This is a genomic window from Simplicispira metamorpha (assembly GCF_004341365.1).
In the GTDB taxonomy this organism is placed as follows: Bacteria; Pseudomonadota; Gammaproteobacteria; order Burkholderiales; family Burkholderiaceae_C; genus Simplicispira; species Simplicispira metamorpha.
Genome location: NZ_SLXH01000007.1, coordinates 95,015 through 112,124 on the forward strand (window position 1 = coordinate 95,015; position 17,110 = coordinate 112,124).

The following is a 17,110-nucleotide window of genomic DNA, read 5'->3' on the forward strand; positions in this document are numbered from 1 at the left end:
AGTTTGCGCTGTGGGGCCAGCGCCGCTGTCTGCCTGTGTGGGCGGCGGGGGGGGCGGACTCAGGCGCGCGGCAGTGTCACGCCGTGCTGGCCCTGGTATTTTCCGCCCCGGTCTTTGTACGACACCTCGCAGACATCGTCCTTATCGCTTTCAAAGAACAGCACCTGCGCGCAGCCTTCGCCCGCGTAAATGCGCGCAGGCAGCGGCGTGGTGTTGCTGAACTCCAGCGTCACATAGCCTTCCCATTCAGGCTCGAAGGGCGTGACGTTCACGATGATGCCGCAGCGTGCATACGTGCTTTTGCCCAGGCAAATGGTCAGCACGTTGCGCGGGATGCGGAAGTATTCGACGGTGCGCGCCAGCGCAAAGCTGTTGGGCGGGATGATGCAGCTGTCGCCTTCAAAATCGACAAAGCTTTTTTCATCGAAGTTTTTGGGATCGACCACGGTGCTGTGGATGTTGGTAAACACCTTGAATTCCGGTGCGCAGCGGATGTCGTAGCCGTAGCTGCTGGTGCCGTAGCTGATGACCTTGTTGCCGTTGGCGGCCTGGCGCACTTGCCCGGGCTCGAAGGGCTCGATCATGCCGTGCTGCTCGGCCATGCGGCGGATCCATTTGTCGCTCTTGATGCTCATGCGCGCTCCTGTCTGAATTACTACGGTTTTGATAGCTGCAAGCGCTTGTCCTTCAAGCGCCAAAGCCGTATTTTGCTTGAGAAATGGCGGCGCGCAGGTCAGTGCGGCAGCTGGCCTTGCACGCCTTCGGCCAGCCAGTTCATTTGCAGGATTTGCGCGTCGCTCAGGGTCTGGCCACGGGCAATGACCACCCGGCCCGTGTTGTCGCGCACCGCCGCCGTGGCAGCGCTGAAGGGGTGCAGCTGGCCCGCCCCCACGGCCTTTTGCGCGGCCAGCACTTGCTGCTGCACGTCGGCGGGCACTTTGGAGCCGAAGTCGCCCACGCGGATCATGCCCTCGCGCACACCGCCCCAGGTGTTGCGGCTTTTCCAGGTGCCTGCCAAGGCGGCGCGGGTGCGCTCGGTGTAGTAGCCACCCCATTCGTGGGTGACGGCCAGGATTTGCGCGTCCGGCCCCACTTTGCGCATGTCCGAGTGGTAGGCCACGGCCAGCTTGCCGCGCTCTTGCGCGGCCACCATGGCCGCGTTGGTGGCGGTGTGGAAGGCCAGCACGTCCACGCCCTCGTTGAACAAGGCCATGGCCGCATCGCGCTCGCGTGGCGGATCGAACCAGGCGTTGAGCCACACCACCTTGACCTGCGCCTGCGGGTTCACCGAGCGCATGCCCAGCGTGAAGGCGTTGATGCCCTGCAACACCTCAGGGATAGGAAAGCCCGCCACGTAACCGGCCACGCCACTCTTGGCCATGCGCCCAGCGGCAATGCCGGCCAGGTAGCGGCCCTCGTAGTAGCGGGCGTTGGCGGTGGCCACATTGGGCGTTTGCTTGTAGCCGGTAATCGACTCGAACTTCACGCCCGGAAAATCCTGCGCCACCTTGAGCGTGGGCTCCATGTAGCCAAAACTGGTGGTGAAGATCAGGCCGTGGCCCGTGGCGGCCAGCTCGCGCACCACGCGCTCGGCGTCGGCGCCTTCGGGCACGTTCTCGATGCGGGTGGTTTGCACGCTGGCGCCCAGCGCCGCCTCGACGGCGCGGCGGCCTGCATCGTGCTGGCGCGTCCAGCCCACTTCCAGCACCGGCGTGACATAGACAAAACCGACCTTGAGCGGGGCCGCAACGGGCGCCGCAGCCGGTGCGCTGGCGGCTGCCGTGGCAGCAGTCTGCGAAAAAGCGGGAGAGAAAAAACAAGCGGCCGCGAGTGCGGCAGCGAGGTTTTTGTACATGGTGTTCCTCTACATGGCCCCCAGAAAAGAAAACACCCGGCGCTGGGGCTACGCGCCGGGTGAGGGTGCCGCCACAGGCGGGCATCGCTGCCAATTATCGCTGCGGGCGCAGCCCGTACCGCCACTGCGGGCCAGCGCCCTGCCCGATTGCAAGGGTTCTCTTTTTTTAAAAACCATAGCTGCCAGCGCTTACCCCATAAGGGCCGGAAGCCATTTTGACTATGATGAACCCGCCCCGAATCCCCCCACAGGCTTTACCGGAGACCGCCCATGCCCATGTTTGTTGACACCTCGCTGCCAGGCCAGTGCATCTTTTGCCGCCTGGTGGCCGGAGAAATCCCTGCCGCCACGGTCTATGAAGATGCCTTGACCATCGCTTTCATGGACATCGGCCAGGTCAACCCCGGCCATGTGCTGGTGGCCACCAAGCGCCATGCGGCCACGCTGCTGGACGTGACCCCCGAAGAGGCGGGCGCCGTGATGCAAACCGCCCAGCGCGTGGCCCGCGCCGTGCAGGCCGTGTTCGACCCGCCAGGCCTGACGCTGCTGCAAGCCAATGGCCGCGAGGGCGATCAAACCGTTTTCCACTTTCATATGCACGTGGTGCCGCGCCACGAGGGCGACGGTATCGCCCTGAGCTGGCCGCGCAAAGAGCCGCTGGCCAGCGTGCTGCAAGGCTACGCCGCCCAGCTGCGTGGGGCGCTGGAAAGCAGCGCCCCGGCCCCGCTTCAGTAGTCGTGCTCGTAGCAGCGCTCAAAGCACTCTTTGAGCCGGTGCGCCCAGGCACGCTTGTCGGCCTCGGGGGCAAAGCTCGCTTGCAGGCTGTTGCTGGCCAGCTGGTAGGCGTGGCGTGCAGTCATGCCCGTAGCGGCAAAAAGCTGCGTGAAGTTGTCGTTGATGTAGCCGCCAAAGTAGGCCGGATCGTCTGAATTGACCGTGGCGCACAGGCCCGCCTCCAGCAGCTGGGGCAGGTTGTGCGCAGGCAGATCGGGGAACACGCGCAGCTTCTGGTTGGACAGCGGGCACACCGTCAGCGGCACGCCGCCTTGGGCCAGGCGCTGCACCAGCACCGGGTCACGCAGGGCCTGCACGCCGTGGTCGATGCGCTCCACTTTGAGCACATCGAGTGCGCTCCAGATGTAGGCGGGCGGGCCTTCTTCGCCGGCGTGGGCCACGGTGTGCAGGCCCAGCTGGCGGCAGCGGGCAAACACGCGGGCAAACTTTTCGGGCGGGTGGCCGACTTCGCTGCTATCGAGGCCCACGCCGATGAATTTGTCTTGCAGCGGCAGCGCCTGCTCCAGCGTGGCAAAGGCATCTTCTTCGCTCAGGTGGCGCAAAAAGCACAGGATCAGCGCAGCGCTGATGCCCCACTCGGCGCGGGCATCTTCGCAAGCGCGGTGCAGGCCGTTGACCACCGCCGCCATGGACACGCCCCGGGCGGTGTGCGTTTGCGGGTCGAAGAAGATTTCGGCGCGCACTACGTTATCCATAGCAGCTCGCGCAAGGTAGGCGCGGGCCATGTCGTAAAAATCCTGCTCATGCAGCAGCACGCTGGCACCGGCGTAGTAGATGTCGAGAAAGCTTTGCAGGTCGGTGAAGGCGTAGGCGCTGCGCAGTGCCTGCACATCGGCGTAGGGCAGGCTGACGCCGTTGCGCTGGGCCAGCGCAAAAATCATCTCGGGCTCCAGGGAGCCTTCGATGTGAATGTGCAACTCGGCTTTGGGCATGGCGCGCAAGAGCGCGGGCAAGCGTTCTGCGCTCACGGTGGGAACTTTGAACATCGACAACCTCCAGTGTTTGCCTGACAAAAAAAGGGCCGCACAGCGGCGGCCCTTGCTGCACCGCGCCAGGCGCGGCGAACGGGCGCGCGCTTACTGCTTGTCGCCGCCGGGAATCTTGCCTTCCACGCCCTTGACGTAGAAGTTGACGCCAGAGAGGAACTGATCGTCAGCTACCACGTCTTTGTCCAGCACCGGCTTGCCGTCCTGGCCTGCGATGGGGCCTTTCCAGATCACGAAGCTGCCGTCTTTCAGGCCGTTTTTCACGGCTTCGACTTTGGCCTTGGTGTCGGCGGGCACATCGTCGGCAATGGAGACAAGGTCAATGGCGCCCTCTTTCATGCCCCACCAGGCCTGGCCGGTGCTCCAGGTGCCGTCCAGCGCATCGCGGGTGGCCTTGATGTAGTAGGGGCCCCAGTTGATGATGGCCGATGCCAGGTGGGCCTTGGGGCCGTAGGCGGTCATATCGGAATCCCAGCCAAACGCGCGCTTGCCTTTTTCCTGGGCGGTCTTGAGCACAGCGGGCGAATCGGTGTTCTGGAACAGCACGTCAGCGCCCCCGTTGATCAGGCTGGTGGCGGCCTCGGTTTCTTTGGGGGGGCTGAACCATTCGTTCACCCACACCACCTTGGTCTTGATTTTGGGGTTCACCGACTGCGCGCCCAGCGTGAAGCTGTTGATATTGCGCAGCACTTCCGGGATCGGCACGGAGCCGACCACGCCCAGCGTGTTGCTCTTGGTCATGGCGCCCGCGATGATGCCTGCCAGGTACGCGCCTTCGTAGGTGCGGCTGTCGTAGGTGCGCAGGTTGGCAGCGCTCTTGTAGCCGGTGGCATGCTCGAACTTGACCTCGGGGTGGTCTGCGGCCACTTTCACCATCGACTCCATGTAGCCAAAGGTGGTGCCAAACACCAGCTTGTTGCCTTGGCCGACGAAATCGCGCAGCACACGCTCGGCGTCGGCGGATTCGGGCACGCTCTCGACGAAGGTGGTCACGATCTTGTCGCCAAACTCTTTCTCCAGCGCTTTGCGGCCATTGTCGTGGGCATACGACCATCCACCGTCGCCCACAGGGCCGACGTAGGCGAAGGCAATCTTCAGTGGCTCGGGCTTGGGGGCGGGGGCCTCTGCCGCAGGCGCCGGGGCGGGAGCGGGCGCCGGAGCGGGTTCCTCCTTCTTGCCACAGGCCACCAGCATGGCGGCGGCCACAGCAGACAGGGCTGTTGCCTTGAGCAGGGAGCGTTTTTGAAGATCGGTCATGGTGGTAATTTCCTTAAAGGGGGGTCTGTGTTCCACAGGTAGAGGGGTGCCAGCGCAGGTCTGCCCGACATGGCACGGACAGGCTGCGCCAATATAACCAGTGCTTATTTGGCGCTGGGCACTTTGCCATCAACGCCGTTGACGTAGAAGTCAATGCCGGTCAGGAAAGCGTTGTCACCGACCTTGCCTGCGGGCAGCACTTCTTTGCCGGTGTTGTCCTGCACCGGGCCTGTCCAGACGTGGAAGCTCCCGTCCTTCAGGCCCGCCCTGGCCTTGGCCACGCGGTCTTTGATCTCCTGGGGTACGTCGTCGGCGATTTTCACGAGGTCGATAGCGCCCTCCTTGACGCCCCACCAGAAAGAGCCGCCTTGCCACTGGCCGTTGAGCGTGTCCTGGGTGACTTTGGTGTAGTAAGGCGCCCAGTCGATCACTGCCGAGCCCAGGTGTGCCTGGGGTGCAAAGGCGCTCATGTCGCCATCTTTGCCAAAGGCACGCACGCCGCGCTCTTGTGCGGTTTTGAGCACGGCGGGGGAGTTGGTGTTCTGGTAGAGCACATCGACGCCGCCGTTGATGAGGCTGGTGGCGGCTTCAGACTCTTTGGGCGGGCTGAACCATTCGTTCACCCACACCACCTTGGCCTTGATGGCGGGGTCCACACTTTGCGCGCCCAGCACAAAGCTGTTGATGTTGCGCACCACTTCGGGGATGGGCACGGAGGCCACTACGCCGATGGTCTTGGTTTTGCTCATGCCACCCGCAACGATACCGGCCAGGTACGCACCCTCAAAGGTCTTGGTGTCGTAGGTGGCCACGTTGTCGGCGGTTTTGTAGCCGGTGGCGTGCTCGAACTTCACGCCTTTGAGGTCGGCAGCGGACTTTTGCACAAACTCCTGGTAACCAAAGCTGGTGGCAAACACCAGCTGGTTGCCTTGGCTGGCCATATCGCGCAGCACGCGCTCGGAGTCAGCGCCCTCGGGCACGCTCTCGACAAAGCTGGTCACGATCTTGTCGCCAAACTTGTCCTGGATGGCACGGCGGCCCAGCTCATGCTGGTACGTCCAGCCGCCGTCCCCGATGGGGCTGACGTACATGAAAGCGATTTTCAAAGGCTCGCTCTTGGCACTGGCCGGAGCCACGGGGGCAGCCGCAGGTGCAGCTTCTTCTTTTTTGCCACAGCCAGCCAGGGCGGCAGTGGCCGCCGCTACGGCGGCCCAGGCAGCCGTTTGGAGCAGCCAGCGTTTGTGCAAATTGGTCATGTGCAGTAGTCCTTCAGGGTCAAAAAAAGCAATAGGGCCATGGCCACGGGCTCAGGCACCGGGATAGAAAGGCTTGCCCAGCGAGGCGGGCATGTTGGCGCGAATCCAGGCCGGGTTGCGCGAGATCAGCACCAGCACCACGATGGTGGCCAGGTAGGGCAACATGCTCAGCAACTGGCTGGGCAGCGCCACGCCACTGGCCTGCAAGTGAAACTGCAGCATGGTGACGCCGCCAAACAAATAGGCCCCCAGCAGCACGCGCGCCGGGCGCCAGGTGGCAAAAGTGGTCAAGGCCAGCGCAATCCAGCCGCGCCCGGCCACCATGCCCTCTACCCACAGCGGGGTGTATTCCAAAGAGATGAAAGCGCCCGCCAGCCCGCACAGTGCGCCGCCCGCCACCACGGCAGCCCAGCGGATCCAGCGCACACGGTAGCCCAGCGCATGGGCCGAGGCGGGCGATTCGCCCACCGCGCGCAGCACCAGCCCGGCGCGTGAGCGCTGCAAAAACCACGCCAGTGCCAGCGCCAGCACGATAGCGCCATAGACCAGCGGGTCGTGCGCAAACAGCGCGGGCCCGGCCAGCGGCACATCGCGCAGAAAGGGAATGCCATCTTCGGCCAGCGCGGGCAGCTTGGCCTGCACATAGCCCAGGCCCGCAAAGGCAGAAAAGCCCACACCAAACAAAGACAGCGCCAGCCCCGTGGCGTACTGGTTGGTGCCCAGCCAAATCACCAGCCAGCCAAAAATGCCCGCCAGCAGCGCCCCGGCGCCCATGCCGGCGGCAAAACCCAGCCACTCGTTGCCCGTGGCCACTGTGGTGGCAAACCCGGCCAGCGCAGCACACAGCATCATGCCCTCGGCCCCGAGGTTGACGATGCCCGCTTTCTCGTTGATGAGCAGGCCCAGCGCGGCCAGCGCCAGTACCGTGCCCGCGCTCAGGGTGGCGCCCATCAGCAATGCATAAGATTCCATGTCAGCGCCCTCCCTTCAGGGCCGTGGGGGTACGCACCCAGCGGATGCGGTAGGCAATCAAGGTGTCGCAGGCCAGCAGCGCGAACAAGAGCAGGCCCTGGAACACCCCCGTGAGCGACTTGGGCAACCCCAGGCGCGACTGCGCCAGCTCACCGCCGATATAAAACATGCTCATCAAGATGGCTGAAAACACCATGCCCACCGGGTGCAGCCGCCCGACAAAGGCGACGATGATGGCGGCAAAACCGTAGCCCGTGGGCACATACGGCGTGAGCTGGCCCAGCGGCCCGGCCACTTCCAGCGCCCCAGCCAGACCGGCCGCAGCGCCCGACACCAACAGCGCCGTCCACAGCGCCCGGCGCGATGAGAACCCCGCGTAACGCGCCGCCGCCGGTGCCATGCCGCCGGCCTGCTGCGCAAAACCGGCGCGGGTGCGAAACAAAAACACCCACAGCGCCGCCGCACCGGCCAGCGCCAGCAGCAAGCCGATGTTCATGCGCGAACCGGCCATCAGGCGCGGAATCTGCGTCACTTTCTCGAACGTCTTGGTTTGCGGAAAGTTGTAGCCCATGGGGTCTTTCCAGGGCCCGAACACCAGGTAGCCCAGCACCAACGTGGCCACATAGACCAGCATCAGGCTGACCAGAATTTCGTTGGCATTGAAGCGGTCGCGCAGCCAGGCCACCAGGCCCGCCCACACCATGCCGCCCAGCACCCCGGCCAGCAGCACCACCGGCACGATCCAGGCGCCGGTATTCTTGTCGGCCAGCAGCGCCACGCCACCGGCCGCAATGGCGCCCATGACAAACTGCCCCTCGGCACCAATGTTCCAGACGTTGGAGCGAAAGCACACCGCCAGCCCCAGCGCAATCAGCAGCAGCGGCGTGGCCTTGACCACCAGTTCGCCCAAGGCGTACTGCGACTTGATCGGCTCCCAGAAAAACACCTGCAAAGCGCGCACCGGGTCTTTGTCCAGGGCGGCAAACAGGGCGATGCCGATCAGCACCGTAATCGCCAGCGCCAGCAGCGGCGAGCCATAGCTCCACAGGCGCGAGGCCTGCGGACGCGGTTCAAGCCTGAGCATGGTGTGCCTCCTGGTCCAGTGCGTTCAGTTGATCGCGGTTGCGGGCCAGGTGGGCCTGCACATCGGCGTGCCACAGGCCGCTCATCCACTCGCCGATGCGCTCGACCGTAGCCTGCTCGCGCGCTACCGGCGGCGACAGGTGCCCCTTGGCGATCACGTACAGCCGGTCGCTGATGTCAAACAGCTCCTCCAGCTCTTCGCTCAGCACCAGCACGGCGCACCCCGCATCGCGCAGCGCCAGCAGGGCCGCGCGGATTTGCTGCGCCGCGCCCACGTCCACGCCCCAGGTGGGCTGCGAGACGATGAGCAGCTGGGGGCGCGCGTCGATTTCGCGGCCCACGATGAACTTTTGCAAGTTGCCCCCCGACAACGACTGCGCCGGTGCATTCACCCCGCCCGCCTTGACGCGAAAGCGCTCAATGATGCGCTGTGCCTGCGCCTGCAACTTGCCCATGTCGATCCAGCCCAGCGCCCCCACGGCATCACTGCGCGTGAGCAGCAGGTTGTGCGCCAGCCCCATGCTGGGCACGGCACCGCGCCCCAGCCGCTCTTCAGGCACAAAGTGCAGGCCCAGCGCACGCCGTTCGCGCGGGCCCAGGCGGCCAGCGCGGTGGCCTGCTACCTGCACCATCTCCGGTGCTGGACGCAAATCTTCGCCCGAGAGGGCGTACAGCAGTTCTTTTTGCCCGTTGCCCGAAACACCGGCAATACCCACCACCTCGCCCGCACACACTTCCAAGTCCAGGTCGATGAGATCCACGCCAAACTGGTCGGCGCGTGCCAGATTCAGGCCCTGCACACGCAGCACCGGTGCGCCCGTGTGCGCAGCGCGGTACTCCAGCGCGGGCGGCTCGGCGCCAATCATCAGGCGCGAGAGCGAGGCGTTGGACTCCTCGCGCGGGTCGCACACGCCCGTCACCTGGCCACCGCGCAGTACCGTGCAGGCGCTGCACAACGCGCGGATTTCGTGCAGCTTGTGGCTGATGTAGAGAATGCTGCAGCCCTCTGCGGCGATCTTGCGCAGCACCACAAACAGCTTCTCGACGGCCTGCGGCGTGAGCACCGAAGTGGGCTCGTCCAGAATCAGCACCTTGGGCTCGGCGAGCAGGGCGCGGATGATTTCCACGCGCTGCATCTCGCCCACGCTCAGGGTGTGTACCGGGCGCAGCGGGTCCACGTCCAGCCCGTACTCGGCGGCCTTGGCGTTGATGCGCCGCGTCACCTCCGACAGGGGCAGGCTTTTGTCCAGCCCCAGCCAGACGTTCTCGGCCACCGAGAGCGTGTCAAACAAGCTGAAGTGCTGGAACACCATGGCAATGCCCAACGCACGCGCCTCTTGCGGGTTGCGCACCTGCACCAGTTGGCCGTTGAACTGCACGCTGCCCTCGTCAGGCTGGACAGCGCCATAAATGATCTTCATCAGCGTGGATTTGCCAGCGCCGTTTTCGCCCAGCACGGCGTGGATTTCGCCCGGCTGCACTGTCAGCGAGACGCCGCTGTTGGCCACCACGGCGGGGTAGCGCTTGGTGATGCCGGTCAACTGTAGCCGTGGCGGTGGCGGCTCAGGCAGCGGCGACGCCCCAGGCGCGCAAGGAGGTACGGTAGAACTCATGCGCGCGATTGTCTCTCAGTTTGCTTTGGCTTTATGAACCAAATTAGGCTTTAGCGCAATGTGGTCGTGCGCTAGCAGCTATCGTTTTGATAGCTTTCACAGAGCAGCTGGATAACAGGTCTGTACCGTGCAGCCCATGCCAGTTGACGACACAGTCGCAAAAGTTCCCCCTTGATTGCACCAAGAACTGGAACAGTCAGTTTGCGACTGGATAGTTTTTCTTTAAACGAATAAGGAATAAAGTTCACTCACTCGATAAGCAACCCGTTACCCGGGCTGGCATCGACCAATTTTTGAAGTCACTTTTTTTGCACAGGAACACTGCCATGAACACCGCTCGCATCCTTTCCATCGCCGCCATCGCCGCTCTCTCCAGCCTGGGCGCCCAGGCACAAGACCAGTTTGACACCGTTTACGGCATCAACTACCAAGCCCAGACCCAATCCGAGCGCACCCGCGCCGAAGTGAACGCCGAAGCGGTGCAGGCCGTCGCCCACTTCAAGAACGATGTGGTGGGCAGCGCCCCCGCCGCCCAGGCAGCCACTGCGGGCACCGCACTGAGCCGCGATACCGTGCGCGCTGAAGCCGTGACTGCCGTGCGCTCGGGCACGCTGGCTTCGGGCATCCGCAGCTGATAACACGGGAGCGCCTGCTGCGGCAGGTGATCCGTCCAACCCCGCAAGGCCCGTGCCGCTGCGGGGTTTTGTGTTTTGGGCCGGGTCACGGCGTGTCGGGGCCGTGCGGGCTGTGCCGGTCCCCCACCACCACGCGATTGCGCCCGGCGCGCTTGGCCTGATAACAGGCCATGTCCGCAGCATGCAGCACGGACTGCACCTGGTCGCGTGCCGTGTCCAGCACCACCAGCCCGATGCTCACGCCCAAGGCAAAGCTGCGGCCCTGGTAGGCAGGGGCCCAGGCCTGCACGGTGGCGCGCAATTGCTCGGCCACCACCTGGGCATGCGCCAGCGTACAACCGGGCAGAACCACCACAAACTGATCTCCCCCCAGGCGGGCAGCCCAGCCAATCTGGCGCACCTGCGCTTGCACCAGACCCGCAACGCGGCGCAATACATCGTCGCCCGCTCCATGGCCGGCCACGTCGTTGACCACACTGAAGTGGTCCAAATCCAGAAACAGCACCACGCCATCGCAGCCCTGACCCGCGGGCGCAGGCTCGGGGGAAGGCACTGGCGGCGCAACGCTCAGGCGCTGTGCCCGCTCGGCCAGCAGCAGGTGCAGGCGCTGCTCCAGACCCTGGCGATTGGGTAGCTGAGTCAGGCTGTCGTGTGTGGCGGCCCAGGCGCCATGCTGGCGGGCCGCGCGCAGGGCCGTGATGTCTTCCAAAATCCAGACCGTGCCGCCCCGCATGCTGTGGGCTTGCACCGCCCGCCCTTGCACCCGTGCCCACACCGGGCTGGCATCCTTGCGCCGAAAGCACACTTCGCCCTCGAAAGCGCCATGTGCCGCAAACCCCGCCTGTACACGCGCACCCAGTTCGGCGTAATCCGCCTCAGAGGGATAAAGGATGCGTGCTGGCTGGCCTTGCAGTTCTTGCGCTGTATAGCCCAGCATCTGGCAAGCTTGGCGGCCCAGCACCTTCAGGCGCCCACCCCGGGTGATAACAATGCCCACCGAGGCGTGCTCCAGAATGGCCTGAAAGCGCCCAGCCAAGGCCTGGTGCTGTTGTTGGTGATGGGCACGTTGTTGCTCCAGGTACTGAAACACCTGCACCAGTGCGCCCACCTCGCCACCAGCGCGCGGCCAGTCTGGCGCAGGCCCGGGCGCCGGGGGCCAGAGCGCCTGCGCACGCTCACACAAATGCGCCAGAGGCTGCGCCAGCCACAGCATGGTCAACACGACCAGCGCGCCCAACAGCGCCATGCTGGCGGTGGCCAGCCACCACGCCTGGCGCTGCGCCTCTTGCAGCGGTGCCAGCACCGCACCCGAATCCGTCACCCGGGCCACCATCCACTGCGGCAGCGGGATGCCAGCCATGCTCACGATGTAACCTGGCAGGCGCTGTGTACTGCCAGCACCCGTGATGGGCTGTGCCTCGGCCAGCCACCGGGCATGGGCCTGGGCCAGACCTGGCTCATCACGCACCAGGGTCTGGGTACGGGCGGGATCGGAGTGCAACAAGATCGTGCCATCGCGCGTGAACACCACCAGGCGCGAGTGGCCGCGCTGGGGCGGTGCCATGGAGGCGGGCAGCAGCCCCTGGGATTGCAGCCGCAACGCCCCAGCCACCACCCCCAGCACAGCGCCATCACTTCGCAACAAGGGCATGGTGAACAGGACACGCGCCTCGCTGGCACGCCCGGCGACCAGCTCGGACACCATGGGCTTGCCGCTCACCAACGTGCGGCGCAAGGCATCGCGCTCGACGGGCTCCACCCCAGCCAGCGACTCAAAACGGCCATTGCGCAGGTTCACGCGCAACTGGCCGTCTTGGCGCGCCACCTGTACCGCATCAAAAAATGGCACTGCGGGCAGGCCTTGTTGCAGCAGCCCCTGCAATAGCGCAGGCGAGTCCAGCATGGCTGGTGTGATGCCTGCGGCCAGCGTGCGCAGCACTTTCTGGCTTTGTTCTATTTTGCTGGCCAGCAGCCGCGCCACCATTTCCACTTCATCGGTTTGCTGCGATTGCAGTTGCTCCAGGGCTTGCTGGCCTGCGGAGCGGGCCAGCAGCCACGCCGAAACCACACCCGAGAGCACCATCGCCAGCAAGGCCAGGCACACCAGTTGCCACACCAAAGGGCCGGGCAGTGGCCAGCGCTGCACATCGCCCTCGGATCGCACGGGCCCATGCGCACTCATGCGTACCCCACGCAGGAGGCCTTGCGCCTGGAGCGAACGGGCAGTGGACGGGGCGGACAGCACAGGCGACAGCAAACACGCCAGCGCCTGGCATCCAGAACGGGAAAAATGGACATGGTGGCAGCGACTTACCGGAGGCAAGAGGCCAATATACGCAGCCATTGGCACCCCGACCTTGGGTGGAACCCTCGCTTGAACCGGGGTAAAAACCCTGAGAAGGGGTATGACCTTCAGTCCACCAGACCCATCAACCGCCCACCATGTTCTGCAAGACGCCCGGCTGCGGCAAGCGCAGCACGTTGCCGGTTCCTGCAATCAACCCATGTTCGCGCAGACTGCGCAGTACGCGCGAGAACGTCTCCGGAGCGATGCCCAGCTGCGCCGCGATCAGGCGCTTGCGCTGTTGCAAGGTGACGCTCAGGGCGCCACTGCCATCTTGCTGAGCGTGGTGCAGCAACCACTGGGCACAGCGCGCCTCTGCGTCCTGGGCCAAGCGGCTGATGGCCAGTTCGGTTTGCTGGCGGTAGCCACTGGCCATATCGCGCAACAACCCCTGCATGGCTGGCGCCATGGCCTGCACCTCGCGCAGAAAAACCTCCAGAGGCTGGCTCCGCAATTGCACCCGGGTTTCAGCGACCATGTCCACGGGACAGGGCAGCCCCAACAAGGCCGAAGCGGCATCCAGCCAGGACGGCCCTTCGACGCTGCCCAATTGGTGGCGCATCTGGCCACCTTCACGCACGCCCATGACCACCCGCCCACTGTCCAGGTACAGCACAGAGGTCAGCCGCTGCTGGCGCAGCCGCAACACGGTACCGGCAGCGGCTTCATCGCTCACCATGGAGAGGCCAGAATCGAAGTGGTTCAACATGACGGCGACTGTGCAGGGGTGGTTGCAATTGTGTTTTGCGCAATATCAAAAGTGCGATGTGCGGCGGCCACCAAACTGCCGTGCAAAACACCCGGCCACAGGATGCCCCGCGCAGCACCTGCGGGGCCACACACGCACTGCTGTAATACGACTGTCACCGCGGATCGCTACGCTGCCAGCAATGACCATGCTCCGCACCAGACGCCCGCTGCCCTTCGTGCGCCCACCCTGTCCACGGGTGCTGGCGGCGCTGTCGCCCGCGCTACAGCAAGGGCAAGGGCCACTGGCCCAGTTGGTGCGGTCGGGGCAGTTGTATTGCGTTTTTCAGCCGCTGGCCGATCTGCGCGAGGGCACGGTATACGCCCACGAGGCACTCATCCGGGGGCCGCAGGGATCGCCCTGGCACACACCCGATGTCTTGCTGGACATGGCACGCCAGGAGCACCTGCTACAAGACTTTGAGCTGGTATGTGCCTACACCGCACTGCAAGGCTGGGGCGCCGCCCGCGCAGCGGGTCGGATATTCATCAATATCAGCGCCGATGCGCTGGTACAGGCCGTGGCATTGTGTGGTGCCGATACGCTGGCGCGTACAGTGCGCACCTTCGGCGTACAACCGCGCATGGTGGTGCTGGAGATCACAGAACACGAGCGCGTGAGCGACATGGCCCGGCTGCGCCAAGCCGTACAGTGCGTGCATGGTGCAGGCATGCGACTGGCACTGGACGATTTTGGCGATGGGCGCTCCAGCCTGCGGGTGTGGTCTGAGGTCAAACCCGACTTCGTCAAAATCGACAAATACTTCGTGCGCAACATCAGTGCGCAGCCCCAGAACCTGCAAATGGTGCAAGCCATCAAGAGCATTGCCCAGGTGTTTGGCACCACCTTGGTGGCAGAGGGCATTGAAACACCCGCTGATTTGCGTGCATTGCGCGACCTGGACATCGCCTACGGCCAGGGCTGGCTGCTGGGCTATCCAGACATCCAGCCGGTCGGTGTATTGCCTGCCGAGGCGCTCACAGCACTGCAAGATCGCCGTGTGGCGGTGCTGCCGCAACTGGCGCACCAGAGTGCGCGCCCCGGCATCCTGCGCCATGTGCCGGTGCTACAGGCGCCCACGCTCACCCCCGACACCGTCAACGACACCGTAGCCGCCTGCTTTCAAAACCATGAAAACCTGCATGCGCTGGCCATTGTGGAAGATGGACGCCCGGTCGCACTGATCAATCGCCAGCAGTTCATGACGCACTACGCCACGCTGTACTTTCGGGAGGTGCATGGCCGCAAACCCTGCCTGGGCTTTGCGAATGTGCAGCCGCGCGTGGTGGAGCGCGATTGCGACGTTGAGCAGTTGCTGGGCATTCTGACGTCACAAGACCAGCGCTACCTGAGCGATGGCTTCATCGTCACGGCCAATGGCCGCTACATAGGCTTGGGCACAGGCGAGCAATTGGTGCGCACCGTGACCGAGGCACGCATCGAAGCAGCCCGCCACGCCAACCCCCTGACCTTTTTACCGGGCAATATCCCTATCAGCCTGCACATCACGCGCTTGTTGGAAAACCAGGTGAGCTTTGTCGCCTGCTATGCCGATTTGAACCATTTCAAACCATTCAACGACCAGTACGGCTATTGGCGCGGCGATGAAATGATCCGGCTGCTAGCGCGCGTCATCACCACCCACGCCAACGCGGAGCGCGATTTTGTCGGCCATGTGGGAGGGGATGATTTTCTGGTGCTGTTCCAAAGCCAGGACTGGCTGCCACGCTGCCAGGCCATCGTCGAGGAGTTTGGCCAGCAGGCGCGGCTGCTGTTTGATGCAGATGCCCAAGCCGCAGGGGGCATCCACGCTGAGGACCGGTATGGCGTGGAGCGATTTTTTCCGTGCACCACGGTGTCGGTGGGCGCTGCCTGCATTGCCCCAGATCAGACACTACAGGCCGAAGACGTGGCGAACCTGGCGGCGCTGGCCAAGCACGATGCCAAACACCGCGCACTGCCCATCGTGGTGCACGAGAGCGCACAGGCGCCAACGCCCCAGAGCATTGCCACCCGCAGTCCTGCACACCTTCACTGCCACGGCCACGCACACGGCCATGCACATGCGCACAGCCCGATTGCGCCAGTGCTGACTGCCTATTGAACAGCCCACCCGGAGAGCCGAAGCCCCCCGGCTCTTGCTTACAGCTGCGGCGCCTGCGCGCTCCAACCGCCTCCCAGCGCCTTGTACAACGCCACCCGGTTTTGCTGCTGCGCCAGCTGTGTCTGGGCCAGCGCTTGCTGGGTAGCAAACAGGGCGCGCTGCGCATCCAACACATCCAGGTAGCTGGCTACGCCGTTGCGGTAGCGCAGATCGGCCAGGCGAAAACGGTCAGCTTCAGCATCGGCCTGGGCTTGCTGGGCGCGCACCTGCTCGCCCAACGTGGCTTGGCCTGCCAGGGCATCGGCCACTTCACGGAACGCACCCTGGATGGCTTTCTCATATTGGGCCAATGCCATATCGCGCCCGGCCTGTGCTGACTCCAGCGCCGCCTGGTTGCGCCCGGCATCAAAAATGGGCAGTACCGCCTGGGGCGCCAACGTCCAACCCCAAGCGCCGCTTTGGAACAAGCCCGAGAGCGCGCCACTGGCCGTTCCGGCGCTGGCCGTGAGCGCAATGCGCGGGAAAAATGCGGCCCGCGCGGCGCCGATGTTGGCGTTGGCAGCTATCAGCTGTTGCTCGGCCTGGCGGATGTCGGGGCGGCGCTCCAGCAAATCCGACGGCATGCCTACCGGAACATCGTGCAGGGACTGCGCTGCCGGGATGGCGGGCGCCGCCAGCAGGGCTTCAGGCAAAGGCTGTCCCACCAATTGCGTGAGCGCGTTCACATCCAGTGCCCGCAGGCGCCGCTGCTGTGCCAGCGTGGCCTGCGCTGCGGCAGTGAGCGATTCAGCCTGGCGCAAATCCAGGGCCGAGGTCACGCCCTGCTCAAAACGCATGCGGTTCAGGCGCAGCGAGTCTTGGCGTGTAGCCAACGTACGCTGCGTCAGGGCCAGCAGTTCGTTGTTGGTTTGCAGGCTCAACCAGGTGCTGACGACGGAGGCAATCAGGCTGGTCTGTACCGCATTGCGCGCCTCTTGCGTGGCCAGGAACTGGGCCAGGGCAGCGTCTTTCAGACTGGCCACCCGGCCAAAAAGATCCAACTCCCATGAGGCCATGGCCAAGCCAGCGGTATAGGCGCTGCTGATGGACTCACCATCGCTGCTGGGCTGGCGGTTGCCTGCGACCGCAGCGTTGATGGTGGGCAGCTGATCGGCGCGGCGAATCTGGTACTGGGCACGTGCCTGCTCGATGGCAGCCAGCGCCACACGCAGGTCGCGGTTATTGGCCAGCGCCAGCGTGACCAGCTCGCGCAGACGGGCATCACCCACAAAATCCTGCCAAGCCATGTCTGCCGCTGCTGTGGTGGCAGCGGTGTTATCGGCGCTGGATGCGGGCCACTGTGCGGCCACAGGCGCCGGGGGACGCTCGTAGATGGGTGCCATGGAGCAGCCCGCCAGCAGAGCCAGCACACTCAGGGACAGGAGCCGGGGAATCCGGGCATTGCTATTGCGCATGGGCTTTA

Annotated in this window: 14 protein-coding genes; 3 read left to right on the forward strand and 11 right to left on the reverse strand. The window is 64.7% G+C overall.

What is annotated here, in order from left to right; translation table 11 throughout:
* Positions 1-59: 59 nt before the first annotated feature.
* Positions 60-635, reverse strand: coding sequence for a dCTP deaminase (gene dcd, locus EV674_RS05615; RefSeq protein WP_119012951.1), 576 nt, complete (start codon positions 633-635; stop codon positions 60-62).
* Between the two features lie 98 nt (positions 636-733).
* Positions 734-1,855 (reverse strand): BMP family ABC transporter substrate-binding protein, encoded by a 1,122-nt coding sequence (locus tag EV674_RS05620; protein WP_119012950.1) that lies wholly within the window; start codon positions 1,853-1,855, stop codon positions 734-736.
* Between the two features lie 270 nt (positions 1,856-2,125).
* On the opposite strand from EV674_RS05620, the gene EV674_RS05625 reads away from it, so the two are divergent.
* The gene (locus EV674_RS05625; protein ID WP_119012949.1) at positions 2,126-2,590 is read left to right on the forward strand and encodes an HIT family protein; all 465 of its coding nucleotides are present in this window, start codon (positions 2,126-2,128) and stop codon (positions 2,588-2,590) included.
* On the opposite strand, the gene EV674_RS05630 is transcribed toward EV674_RS05625, so the two are convergent.
* From EV674_RS05630 to EV674_RS05655, 6 genes are all read right to left on the reverse strand, one after another.
* Positions 2,584-3,636, reverse strand: a complete 1,053-nt coding sequence (locus tag EV674_RS05630) for an adenosine deaminase (RefSeq protein ID WP_119012948.1) — start codon at positions 3,634-3,636, stop codon at positions 2,584-2,586. The genes EV674_RS05625 and EV674_RS05630 overlap by 7 nt on opposite strands.
* 90 nt (positions 3,637-3,726) lie before the next feature.
* Positions 3,727-4,893, reverse strand: coding sequence for a BMP family ABC transporter substrate-binding protein (locus EV674_RS05635; RefSeq protein WP_119012947.1), 1,167 nt, complete (start codon positions 4,891-4,893; stop codon positions 3,727-3,729).
* 104 nt (positions 4,894-4,997) lie between these two features.
* Positions 4,998-6,149 carry a BMP family ABC transporter substrate-binding protein gene (locus EV674_RS05640; RefSeq protein WP_119012946.1) on the reverse strand — a complete coding sequence of 384 codons (1,152 nt, stop codon included), beginning with the start codon at positions 6,147-6,149 and terminating at the stop codon, positions 4,998-5,000.
* Between the two features lie 51 nt (positions 6,150-6,200).
* Positions 6,201-7,121, reverse strand: coding sequence for an ABC transporter permease (locus EV674_RS05645; RefSeq protein WP_119012945.1), 921 nt, complete (start codon positions 7,119-7,121; stop codon positions 6,201-6,203).
* Between the two features lies 1 nt (position 7,122).
* A complete protein-coding gene (locus EV674_RS05650) occupies positions 7,123-8,205 on the reverse strand; it encodes an ABC transporter permease (RefSeq protein WP_119012944.1) in 1,083 nt (360 codons plus the stop codon).
* Positions 8,192-9,817 (reverse strand): ABC transporter ATP-binding protein, encoded by a 1,626-nt coding sequence (locus tag EV674_RS05655; RefSeq protein ID WP_119012943.1) that lies wholly within the window; start codon positions 9,815-9,817, stop codon positions 8,192-8,194. Before EV674_RS05655 ends, EV674_RS05650 begins: the two co-directional genes overlap by 14 nt.
* A gap of 326 nt (positions 9,818-10,143) precedes the next feature.
* Here EV674_RS05655 and EV674_RS05660 point away from each other — a divergent pair, with 326 nt between their 5' ends.
* Complete coding sequence (locus EV674_RS05660) at positions 10,144-10,452, forward strand: DUF4148 domain-containing protein (RefSeq protein ID WP_119012942.1); 309 nt, start codon at positions 10,144-10,146, stop codon at positions 10,450-10,452.
* Between the two features lie 85 nt (positions 10,453-10,537).
* On the opposite strand, the gene EV674_RS05665 is transcribed toward EV674_RS05660, so the two are convergent.
* Both EV674_RS05665 and EV674_RS05670 read right to left on the reverse strand, forming a co-directional pair.
* The gene (locus tag EV674_RS05665; protein ID WP_341539453.1) at positions 10,538-12,616 is read right to left on the reverse strand and encodes a sensor domain-containing diguanylate cyclase; all 2,079 of its coding nucleotides are present in this window, start codon (positions 12,614-12,616) and stop codon (positions 10,538-10,540) included.
* 265 nt (positions 12,617-12,881) lie between these two features.
* On the reverse strand, positions 12,882-13,505 hold the full coding sequence (locus EV674_RS05670; RefSeq protein WP_119012941.1) for a Crp/Fnr family transcriptional regulator: 624 nt from the start codon (positions 13,503-13,505) through the stop codon (positions 12,882-12,884).
* Between the two features lie 187 nt (positions 13,506-13,692).
* On the opposite strand from EV674_RS05670, the gene EV674_RS05675 reads away from it, so the two are divergent.
* Positions 13,693-15,648, forward strand: a complete 1,956-nt coding sequence (locus EV674_RS05675) for an EAL domain-containing protein (RefSeq protein ID WP_119013012.1) — start codon at positions 13,693-13,695, stop codon at positions 15,646-15,648.
* 38 nt (positions 15,649-15,686) lie between these two features.
* Here the strand turns inward: EV674_RS05675 and EV674_RS05680 are convergent, their stop codons facing one another.
* Positions 15,687-17,102, reverse strand: coding sequence for an efflux transporter outer membrane subunit (locus tag EV674_RS05680; RefSeq protein WP_119012940.1), 1,416 nt, complete (start codon positions 17,100-17,102; stop codon positions 15,687-15,689).
* Between the last annotated feature and the right edge of the window lie 8 nt (positions 17,103-17,110).

Excerpts from the sequence above, each read along its gene's own strand:
- dcd (WP_119012951.1), bottom strand. The coding sequence starts at position 635 with ATGAGCATCAAGAGCGACAAATGGATCCGCCGCATGGCCGAGCAGCAC.
- EV674_RS05620 (WP_119012950.1), bottom strand. The coding sequence starts at position 1,855 with ATGTACAAAAACCTCGCTGCCGCACTCGCGGCCGCTTGTTTTTTCTCT.
- EV674_RS05625 (WP_119012949.1), top strand. The coding sequence starts at position 2,126 with ATGCCCATGTTTGTTGACACCTCGCTGCCAGGCCAGTGCATCTTTTGC.
- EV674_RS05630 (WP_119012948.1), bottom strand. The coding sequence starts at position 3,636 with ATGTTCAAAGTTCCCACCGTGAGCGCAGAACGCTTGCCCGCGCTCTTG.
- EV674_RS05635 (WP_119012947.1), bottom strand. The coding sequence starts at position 4,893 with ATGACCGATCTTCAAAAACGCTCCCTGCTCAAGGCAACAGCCCTGTCT.
- EV674_RS05640 (WP_119012946.1), bottom strand. The coding sequence starts at position 6,149 with ATGACCAATTTGCACAAACGCTGGCTGCTCCAAACGGCTGCCTGGGCC.
- EV674_RS05645 (WP_119012945.1), bottom strand. The coding sequence starts at position 7,121 with ATGGAATCTTATGCATTGCTGATGGGCGCCACCCTGAGCGCGGGCACG.
- EV674_RS05650 (WP_119012944.1), bottom strand. The coding sequence starts at position 8,205 with ATGCTCAGGCTTGAACCGCGTCCGCAGGCCTCGCGCCTGTGGAGCTAT.
- EV674_RS05655 (WP_119012943.1), bottom strand. The coding sequence starts at position 9,817 with ATGAGTTCTACCGTACCTCCTTGCGCGCCTGGGGCGTCGCCGCTGCCT.
- EV674_RS05660 (WP_119012942.1), top strand. The coding sequence starts at position 10,144 with ATGAACACCGCTCGCATCCTTTCCATCGCCGCCATCGCCGCTCTCTCC.
- EV674_RS05670 (WP_119012941.1), bottom strand. The coding sequence starts at position 13,505 with ATGTTGAACCACTTCGATTCTGGCCTCTCCATGGTGAGCGATGAAGCC.
- EV674_RS05675 (WP_119013012.1), top strand. The coding sequence starts at position 13,693 with ATGCTCCGCACCAGACGCCCGCTGCCCTTCGTGCGCCCACCCTGTCCA.
- EV674_RS05680 (WP_119012940.1), bottom strand. The coding sequence starts at position 17,102 with ATGCGCAATAGCAATGCCCGGATTCCCCGGCTCCTGTCCCTGAGTGTG.